Source organism: Cytophaga sp. (genome assembly GCF_051961495.1).
Taxonomy (GTDB): Bacteria; Bacteroidota; Bacteroidia; order Cytophagales; family Cytophagaceae; genus Cytophaga.
Map to the genome: position 1 here is coordinate 24,491 of NZ_JBQCDF010000253.1, position 10,525 is coordinate 35,015.

General features: G+C 41.6%; 5 protein-coding genes. 3 read left to right on the forward strand and 2 right to left on the reverse strand.

Features of this window, described 5'->3' with window-relative positions; genetic code table 11:
• The first annotated feature begins 169 nt into the window (after nt 1-169).
• Nucleotides 170-6,235 carry a PKD-like domain-containing protein gene (locus tag ACTHJT_RS14110; RefSeq protein WP_440239297.1) on the forward strand — a complete coding sequence of 2,022 codons (6,066 nt, stop codon included), beginning with the start codon at nt 170-172 and terminating at the stop codon, nt 6,233-6,235.
• A gap of 218 nt (nt 6,236-6,453) precedes the next feature.
• Here ACTHJT_RS14110 and ACTHJT_RS14115 read toward each other — a convergent pair whose 3' ends face one another.
• Together ACTHJT_RS14115 and panB are read right to left on the reverse strand one after the other, a co-directional pair.
• The gene (locus ACTHJT_RS14115; RefSeq protein WP_440239299.1) at nt 6,454-7,176 is read right to left on the reverse strand and encodes an RluA family pseudouridine synthase; all 723 of its coding nucleotides are present in this window, start codon (nt 7,174-7,176) and stop codon (nt 6,454-6,456) included.
• Nucleotides 7,167-7,985: a 3-methyl-2-oxobutanoate hydroxymethyltransferase gene (gene panB, locus ACTHJT_RS14120; RefSeq protein ID WP_440239301.1), complete on the reverse strand. Its 819-nt coding sequence runs from the start codon at nt 7,983-7,985 to the stop codon at nt 7,167-7,169. Before panB ends, ACTHJT_RS14115 begins: the two co-directional genes overlap by 10 nt.
• Nucleotides 7,986-8,098: 113 nt before the next feature.
• On the opposite strand from panB, the gene ACTHJT_RS14125 reads away from it, so the two are divergent.
• Nucleotides 8,099-10,285 (forward strand): PAS domain S-box protein, encoded by a 2,187-nt coding sequence (locus ACTHJT_RS14125; RefSeq protein WP_440239303.1) that lies wholly within the window; start codon nt 8,099-8,101, stop codon nt 10,283-10,285.
• Nucleotides 10,286-10,294: 9 nt separating this feature from the next.
• On the forward strand, nt 10,295-10,525 hold a 231-nt coding region (locus tag ACTHJT_RS14130; protein ID WP_440239305.1), incomplete at its 3' end, for a response regulator.

The window sequence follows — 10,525 nt, forward strand, 5'->3', positions numbered from 1 at the left end:
CAAAATATTAAATATACAATAAATTGTATAAATAGTTGCACTAATTCAATAAAAAATAGGTGTAAGATTAGGTAAAGATTCATAATAATTACGTAATTTGACCTTTAATACCATTATAGAGAATAATAAATACCCCTATTATTAAGACACCCTTTATAGAAATAAACATATGAAAAGGCTCGTAATAAGTTTACTTTCAATTTTTTCAATCGTGTTTGCATCGCAGGCAACTACTTATACAGTAACCAGTAATGCGGATGCAGGAGCGGGAACATTGCGTCAGGCGCTTCAGGATGCAGCTGGTGACGCATTTGTGCCACATTTCATCATTTTCAATGCTGCTATGACGATCTCCATTAACAGTGACCTGCAGATCAATACCGGTAATCATAACGGTATCACGATCAACGGTTTCGTGGATGGTATAGATGGTCCGGATGTTATTATCCGCAGCAGCGGTACCATGAATAATCAAATGGTGTTCAACGGTACTACCGGGGCAAAAGTATATGGTCTGGTGTTCCAGAACCTGGATTACGGGGTTCATTTCAGTGGCGCAACGGGTTCAGTGATCAAAGGATGCTACTTCGGTACCAATGCTGCCGGTACAGCTATTGTAAATGGGATCAATCGCTCAGGGGTGTATATTCAGAATGGCGGTACTACAGCAAATAACATTGTAGGTGGTTTATTGACAACTCTTCCAAATGGGCTTAATACTTCTACAAACAATAGCGAAAGATGTATTTTTGCTGGTTGCGCGCAGATTACAACAGAAGCAAAAGGAGTAAGAACTCCGGCTTTATTGGTTATGAATGCCGGCGGTACACAGGTAATAAACAACTATTTTGGTGTGGATGTAACCGGTGCCGTAAAATTAGGTAACGGTAACCAGACGACTAAAAAGCCACTTGCACAATCAAATATTTACATGAATAACGCTATCAATGGCGTGATCGACAGAAACGTTATTTCAGGTGCAACAGGTTCAGGTATTCACCTGGAAAACTGGTGTAACAACGTAAAAATCAAAGGAAATAAAATCGGTACCAACGCTGCAGGAACAGCTGCTTACAATGCGACTACGCCAAGCCTTTCATTCGGTAACGAAGCCTGCGGGATCTTTATCCAGGGTGGTACAGGTGTCGTAATTGGTTATGACGGCGGTACAATTGCGAATGAGCGTAACATCATTTCCGGTAACGGTGGAGCTAAAAACAACAACTGGCAGCAGGATTGTGATGAAGGTTTCAACGATTTTAACCAATATGGTATTTATGCGGAAAGCGCAGGTTCAACAACATTAAAAGGAAACTATATCGGTACAGATATTACCGGTAACTCCAGCGGAACAAACAATGTGTTTGGTAACAGAGCCGGTGGTGTAAAATTTGTAACGGTTTCCGGTGTTGGTAACAGCAATTCAACACTGAATATTATTGGTGGCGGTACCACTGTAAACGACCGTAACGTTATTTCAGGCAACGGGTATTTATGGAAAGCAAGTGATAACTCTTCCGGCTGTAACGGTGGTCCTCAGCCTACAGGCATTGCAGGTGGTCCTGGCATCCTTTTACAATACGCGAACACTTCTTCAAACACAATTTCCGGTAACTACATCGGTCTTGGTGCTGATGGTACAACAAAATTAGGTAACAACCAGTCTGGTATTGAATTACTGGGTGCGGCTTCCAATAACATTGGTACTGCAGGTGTACCAAACTACATCTGTGATAATACCTGGGGTATTTTCATCCAGGTTGATTACGGCACGCCTTATGTACCGGCTACAAACAATACAATTTCCGGGAACATCATTGGTTTAACAACTGCAAACACAGCTGCGGGTAACGGTGTAAGAGCCGACAATACAGATGGTGGTGGTATTGGTCTGCAGATGGGTGTGAACGCGAACAAAATCGGTGTTGCATCTGCAAACGGCGGAAACGTTATTTCAGGTAACAGATTAGGGATCAGCATCCAGACAAATTCAACAACAGCTGGTGCGACTGCTCCGACAAACAATACGATTTACAACAACATCATCGGTCTGGATCCGACAGGCACAACGGCCATACCAAATACTTCGGCAACTGCAGGTTATGGCTACGGTATTAAAATTGAAATGGGACCTGTCGGTACGGTTTTCCCGTTTGCAAATACAATTGGCGGTACAGCAGCGAACCAGGCAAACATCATTTCAGGAAACCAGAAAAGCGGTGTTTATATCAATAATACTACAGCAATTACTGCAGGTACAGCAAACACAATTGTTGGAAACAACATCGGTACCAATAAAGCTGGTACTTCAGCAGTGGCAAACGGCCAGCAGGGTATTGAAATTGTAAACGTGAGCAAAACAACGATTACATCAAACCTTATTTCAGGTAACACACAGAACGGTATTTCATTAACCGGTTCTTCTACCAACACGATCCAGAACAACATCATCGGTTCAAACGCAACAAAATCTGCACCGATCCCGAATGCTTCAAACGGTATCTCTTTATCGGCCGGTTCTGCAAACAACATCATTGGCGGTGTAAATGCAGGCGAACCAAACTTCATCTTTAACAACGGCGCGAATGGTGTGGTTGTGGATGGAGCAGCATCTATCAACAACTCAATTCATAAAAACTCCTTCAGCTGTAACACAAACAGAGGTATTGTATTATCAAATGGCGGTAACAATTCATTGGCAGCACCATCCATAGCAGGTACACCTACACAGATTACATGGACAGGTGGTTCATTCATTGAAGTTTTTGAAACAGACGGCTGTGCAACCTGTCCGGCTGATCCGACAAGACTTCAGGGTAAAACATTTGTTGCTTCCGGAGCATCTCCGTTTGTGTTTACTACTGCGCTGGGCTTTGATAAAACAAAAACCTATACAGCTATTGCACATAATGGTTCAACAACTGCGGCACATAACTCTTCAGAATTCTCTCAGTGTTATACATTATGCCAGGATCCGACTTCAGTATCTATTACAGCAGGCGGTCCGCTGACATTCTGCGCAGGCGGCTCTGTAACATTAACAGCAACGATTGCTGGTGCGACAGGGACTCCAACCTACGTATGGAAAAATGCAGGTACTGTAATTGCAGGTGCCACAACAGATACGTATGTAGCAACAACTGCCGGAACATACACCGTTACATATTCTTCTACACAGACATGTAGCCCTACAACTTCAGCAGTTGCAACTGTTACAGTTAGTCCAAATCCTTCGATCAGTGATCAGACTCCGGCAGCTATCTGTAGCGGAACAGCATTCACAGTAACTCCATCTGGTGCAGGCGTACCAGCCGGTACAACATATACATGGACAGCACCTGCTGTTACAGGTGGTATTACAGGTGGTTCTGCTCAGGCAACTCCTCAAACCAGTATCAGCCAGACATTAACAAACCCGGGTACAGGTACCGGAACAGTTACGTATACAGTAACTCCAACATCCGGAGCCGGTTGTACAGGCGCTACATTTAAGGTAACAGTAACTGTTAATCCTAAGGCAACAGTGACGACTACAGATCCTGCAGCCATCTGTTCAGGCGCAACAACTGCGATCAGCTTAACTTCCGGTTCATCTCCGGTAACATATGCATGGACAATTGGAACAGCTTCATCCAGCGTTTCAGGCCAGGCGGCAGGTAATGGTTCAAGCATTGCACAAACACTTACGAATTCCGGAACAACAACCGGTACGGTACAATATATAGTAACACCAACATTTGGTTCTTGCGCAGGTACTGCTAAAACTATTACAGTAACAGTAAACCCTGTTGTAACTGTAACGACTACAGATCCTGCGGCGATCTGTTCAGGTGCTACAACTGCGATCAGCCTTACTTCTGCTTCATCGCCGGTTTCTTATGCATGGACGATGGGAACAGCTTCAGCAGGTATTTCAGGTTATTCTGCCGGTACAGGCACAAGCATTGCACAGACGCTTACCAATTCAGGAACTGCTGCCGGTACAGTACAATATAATGTGATCCCATCATTCGGTGGCTGTACAGGAACAGCTAAAACAATCACAGTAACCGTGAATCCGGTTGCAACAGTAACTACTACTGATCCTGCAGCGATCTGTTCAGGAACAACCACTGCGATCAGCCTTACTTCAGGTTCTTCACCTGTAACCTATACATGGACACTGGGTACAGTTACAGGTGTTACAGGAGCTGCTGCCGGTAACGGTGCTACCATTGCACAGACATTAACAAATACCGGTACAGGTGTTGGCGCCGTACAATATGTTGTTGTACCAACATTTGGCGGTTGTGCAGGAACTTCAAAAACAATCACAGCGCTGGTTAACCCGGTAGCGAAAGTAACAACGGCAGACCCTGCGGCAATCTGTTCCGGAGAAACAACTTCAATCACGCTTACTTCTGGTTCGTCTTCTGTAACTTATACATGGACATTGGGTACAGTTACCGGAGTAACAGGTGCATCTGCCGGAAATGGTGCGGTTATTTCGCAGACATTATCAAACAGCGGTACTGCTGCCGGTACAGTGGAATACATAGTAACACCGACTGTGAATGGTTGCGACGGAACAGCTAAAACAATTACTGTAGCGGTTAACCCTTCAGCAATCATAACAACTGCAGATCCTGCAGCGATCTGTTCCGGTTCAACAACTGCGATCAGCTTAACTTCAAACGTAGGTACAGCAACATTCTCATGGACGATCGGAACGGTATCAGCAGGTATCTCCGGACAATCTGCGGGTAATGGTTCAACCATTGCGCAGACATTGACAAACAGTTCAAATACAACAGCAGGTACAGTAGAATATATTGTGACTCCTTCTGCAGGTGGCATCTGCGCCGGAACTGCTAAAACAATCACAGTAACAGTAAATCCGGTTCCGGTAGTTACGACTCCGAATACTGCCTCCATCTGTTCCGGTGAAACAACGGCTATCGCACTGACTTCAAGTGTTAGCCCTGCTACTTATTCCTGGACATTGGGAACAGTAACAGGTGCATCCGGTGCATCTGCAGGCAACGGATCAACCATTGCTCAGACATTAACAACTACTGCTCCGGCAACAGCTGGTACAGTGAAATATATTGTTACAGCAAGCTTTGGTACTTGTGGCGGCGCCGGACAAACAATTACAGTAACTGTTAATCCGAAGCCAACTGCAACGATCGCTCTTACGGGCGGATCTTCATCATTCTGTTCAGGCGGTTCAGCTGAATTAACAGCAACCGTTACAGGTTTCACAGGTGGTACATACGAATGGTTCAACAACGGCGGCTCTGCCGGTTCAACAAATCCATTGACAGTAAATAGTGCAGGCACATACGCGGTGAAATATACTTCAGCAGCGGGTTCTTGTACAAGCGATCTGTCTAACACAATTGAAATAACAATCAAATCTGATCCAAGTGTTGCTAATGCATACCTTGACAGTGTAACTACTTGTTTGGATAATATCTTATTGATCGCTGTTAAACCATCAGTAGGTACAGGTTCATGGTCGATTTACTCTCCAAACCCTGCTACTCCGGTAACGCTTCAACCGGGATTGTCTGTAGACTCTGTTACAGCAATTGACCTGGTAACTGGTGTTGATTATAAATTCTTATACACTGTCACTGGTGACTGCGGTGTAACAACAGATACTACTTTTGTTTCAGTAGGTATTGATGACTTTAGCCTTACAGCTTCAGGCCCTACAGACACATTATGTGTAAACACAAAACGTAATCTGTATGCACAGGTAATCGGCCATGGCGGATCAGGTAAATATGAATATATATGGGCAGGCAGTGATGGGTCTGCTTTCACAACAAAAGATTCAATCGTGACAGTAAGTCCAAATAGCACTACTGTAACATATACCGTGTATGTAAAAGATCTTACACAGATCGGTTGTATCACCAATAATGCTACAGTTACATTGAATGCTATTGAAAGTCAGAAATTATATATTCCGAACCTGATCACTCCTAACGGTGACGGTAAAAACGAAATATTCTACCTGGCTGACAGAACAACCTATCCAGGTATTGAGATGCCGTTAATTCAGGAAGGTTCTCACCTGATTGTATATAACCGTTGGGGTACAAGAGTGTTTGATGCAGATAACTATGATAACAACTGGAATCCGAAAGATTTAACAGATGGTATATACTACTACTACTTAACTACTACTTGTGGTAATAAGGAGTATAAGAGCTGGTTGCAGATCTTAGGAAACAAGAACAACTAACATAAAACACTATAAAATAAAAAAGGGGCTTATGCCCCTTTTTTTATTTTATGAATTATGAATTATGAATTATGAATTATGAATTATGAATTATGAATTATGAATTATGAATTATGAATTATGAATTATGAATTATGAATTATGAATTATGAATTATGAATTCATATCATTTATTGTTTTTCTGTTTTGTTGAATGAGTATCCGACTTATGATCCCTATTAAGAAAGCGCTTTCCACAAAGCGTCTGCCGGCGGCAGCGCAGTCAATGTCATTCGTTCCCCTGTTACAGGATGATCAAATGTAAGTTTGTAGGAATGCAGACAAATGCCACCATCAGCATTGCTTCTGGGGGCACCATACTTCAGGTCACCTTTGATCACACAGCCGATGCTGGCCATCTGGCATCTGATCTGGTGCGAACGTCCGGTAACGGGTCTCACTTCAATTAAAAAATAACGATCGCTGGCTTTCTGTAAGGCATAACTGAGTTCACAGTATTTGCTGTCTTTTACTTCTTTCAGATGTGCTTTCGCAATATTTTTCTGGGCATCCTTTGTTAACCAGTGAATCAGCTTTGCCGAAGCAGGATTGGGCTTATTGCCCGTAATCATCAGATAAGTTTTCTGAATTTTTTTATCCGCGAATTGTTTGTTCATGCGCTCCAACGCTTTTGACGTTTTAGCCAGCAGTACAAGCCCGCTTACAGGCCTGTCTATCCTGTGTATGACACCTGCAAAGACATTGCCGGGCTTATTGTATTTCTTCTTAAGATATTCTTTTACGAGCTCAGACAATGGCTTGTCTCCTGTATGATCGCCCTGTACAAGTACACCGTTTTTCTTATTCACTGCAATTAAATGATTGTCTTCAAAAACAACAGAAAACGCGGATTCAAATTCTTGTATAGGATCAGACAACGGATTTTCAGGGCCTAGTAGCATTCGTTTTCGTTTGGAAAATTTTTAGATTTCACATCTTCAATATAAGAGGTGACAGCGGTACTGATCGTTTTCTGCAGGTTTGCATAGGTTCTCAAAAATCTTGGATGAAATTCATTATTGATACCAAGCAGATCGTGTGTTACCAATACCTGTCCATCAACATCTGCACCTGCGCCGATACCGATTGTCGGGATCTGCAGACTAGCCGTAACTTTCTTTGATAAGGCTGCCGGTATTTTTTCAAGCACTACTCCGAAACACCCGCTTTGCTCCAGCACAATGGCATCAGAAAGCAATTTGTTTGCTTCCTCTTCTTCTTTAGCACGCACCACATACGTACCGAATTTATATATCGATTGCGGCATAAGGCCAAGGTGGCCCATTACAGGGATACCTGCGCTGATAATGCGCAATACAGATTCCTTAATTTCTACGCCGCCTTCCATTTTTACAGCGTGCGCACCGGATTCTTTCATGATCCGGATAGCACTGCGCAAGGCTTCAGAAGAATTACCCTGATACGAACCGAAAGGAAGATCAACCACCACCAGGGCTCTGTTGATCGCCCGGATTACAGAAGAAGCATGGTAGATCATCTGGTCGAGGGTAATAGGCAACGTTGTCTCATGCCCTGCCATTACGTTTGAAGCAGAGTCGCCAACAAGTATTACATCTATGCCCGCAGCATCTAAAATTCGAGCCATTGAATAATCATATGCTGTTAACATAGAAATTTTTTCACCACGGTTCTTCATCTCCTGAAGTTGGTGGGTTGTTACTTTTTTAATTTCACTTTTGGCAGTGGACATAGTATTTTAAGAATATTTTTGATAAAATTACTATTATTTTTTCATTCGGATGGACTATTATCCGAATAACATACGTATAATCATCCTGTAGCTATGGAATTTACTTATATTTTATGAAGGGAAAAAGCGATTATTTATCTCTATATATTGACAAAACGGGGGTTTGTAAATATATAAAATGTAATTCAGATGCTTTTGGAGAAATAATTGACACCAAAGAAATTGAGGGTAAAGATCTTAAATCGATTTTTAAACGCAGCAAATTTTCAGAAACACTGCAAGCCTGTTATGATTCAAGCGATCATGGAAAAGATTTCTGCGAGCACATGGATGTGCATCAGTATGTACATTATTTGATTTCTTTTCAACCAATCGAATCGCAGGAAGTAAGCCTCATTATAACCATCCGGCTTTCGGATATTTCTAAAAAAATTGACCTGCTGAAAAATAATTTCGAATCCGCTTTAAGCCAATCCAAAGTTGGTTTATGGGTTTGGTACGATATGGCCAACGATAAATCGTGGTGGTCAGATTCGTTTTTAAATCTGCTGGGATACAGCAGAGATGAGATCTCTCCAAGCATGAAAGCCTTCATGCAATTGATTCATCCGGAACAGAAGGAAGACTTCATTGACCGGATGCGTGTGTTGTATAGCGCTGCCGATCGCTATGAAGAAATTGAAGAAAAAAGAAGAGTTGAATTCAAAGTACAGACCAAGCAAGGTAGTTATATTGACCTGTTGTTTACAGTCAATCCTATAAAAAATGAGAAGAATGAATTGATCAAATTTTCCGGAACGGTAGTAGATATCGGACAAATGAAGATCATTGAAGAAAAGCTTCTTAAAAGCGAAACAACGCTGCACCTGGCTTTGGATGCCGCCAACATGGGGGTCTGGTCATGGGATATCACGAAAGATCAGATCTTCTGGTCAAATCAGGTATTGGATATCTTTCATATTAAAAAGGATGATTTTAAAGGAGACTTTGAAAGTTATCTGAATCTGATTCCTACGAATGAAAGAAATTTTGTTGCGAATTCTATACAGGAAGTTCTTAAAAACGGATCAGAAGAATTTTCATTTGAGCATTCTATTTACATACCTACCGGGAATAAAAAAATTGTTTTCTGTAAGGGTAAGTTATATCGGGATGAACAGGACGTTCCGCATCGTATGACAGGCGTTGTTATTGATGTGAGCCAGGAAAATGATCTGAAGGCAATGCTTGGGCAAACAAAAGGCAAGTATAAATCAGTCATTGAGTCCATGGTGGAAGGGGTGATCATTCTTGATAAATCAGGTAAAATTATTGATCACAACAAAGCTGCGCTTTTGATCATTGGGTACGAAGATCTGGAGCTCATCGGGAATGATTTAACATTCGGTCCAGGCAAGGCGATCAAAGAAGATTTTTCATTGTTCCCTTATGAAGAATTTCCGGGAACGAAAACACTGCTTACAGGCACGCCTTGTAAGAATGTCACACTGGGCTGGGTGAAACCTTCCAAAGAAATCATCTGGCTCAGCATCAATTCTGAACCTGTACTGGATGAAAACGGAGCGTTGATTGCAGTTGTTTGTTCTTATTTTGACGTGACAGAGAGATATAACTCCATTCAGGATCTTCAGGTAAAGAACCGGCAGCTGGAAGACTTTGCCCACATCACTTCCCATAACCTTCGATCGCCCATCAGCAATCTGAGTATCCTGCTGGATTATTTTGAAGCAGCCAAGGATGAAACAGAGCGCAAAGAATATTTTTCAAATTTAAAACATGTTTCTAATAGTTTGCTTTCTACAATACAGGTGCTGGCAGAAGCTCTTAAAATCCAGCGCGATTTTGTAGATGATGAAATAGAACTGAGTTTTCAGGAAACACTGGATAGTGTATTGGGCTTACTGTCAGGCCAGATCAAGGAGGCAAACGTTGCCTTCGAAGTTGATTTTTCGAAATGTGATAAGCTATTTTATTCCCAGACTTACTTACATAGTATATTTATCAACTTGATTTCCAACGCTATCAAGTACCGTTCTCCACAAAGGGAAACCATTATTAAAATCGATTCGTATAAGTCGGATAACGGTAAAGTTGTATTGAAAATTTCTGATAATGGAATCGGAATTGATATTGAAAAAAATCAACATAAGATTTTTGGTTTATATAAAACGTTCCATGCAAATAAAGACTCCAGAGGGGTTGGTCTTTATATGACGAAAAGGCAAATAGAAACTCTTGGCGGAGCAATTTTTGTTGAAAGCAAAATAAATGTCGGAACAACTTTTACCATAATTTTTTAATTCAATGATATGAAAAACAAGGCTACAGTCTGTGTAATTGATGATGATGAAATATTTCAGTTTATCACAAAGAAATCTTTTGAAAGGTTGAACAGAAACGATGACTTATTATTTTTCCAGAATGGTGAAGATGCATTAATCTATATGAAAGGCGCATTAACAGGCGATAAACCAAAACCCGATGTTATTTTTTTAGACATAAATATGCCAATCATGGATGGCTGGGATTTTTTGATTGAA

Coding starts and splice junctions, on each gene's coding strand:
- ACTHJT_RS14125 (WP_440239303.1), top strand. CDS start 8,099: ATGAAGGGAAAAAGCGATTATTTATCTCTATATATTGACAAAACGGGG.
- ACTHJT_RS14110 (WP_440239297.1), top strand. CDS start 170: ATGAAAAGGCTCGTAATAAGTTTACTTTCAATTTTTTCAATCGTGTTT.
- ACTHJT_RS14115 (WP_440239299.1), bottom strand. CDS start 7,176: ATGCTACTAGGCCCTGAAAATCCGTTGTCTGATCCTATACAAGAATTT.
- panB (WP_440239301.1), bottom strand. CDS start 7,985: ATGTCCACTGCCAAAAGTGAAATTAAAAAAGTAACAACCCACCAACTT.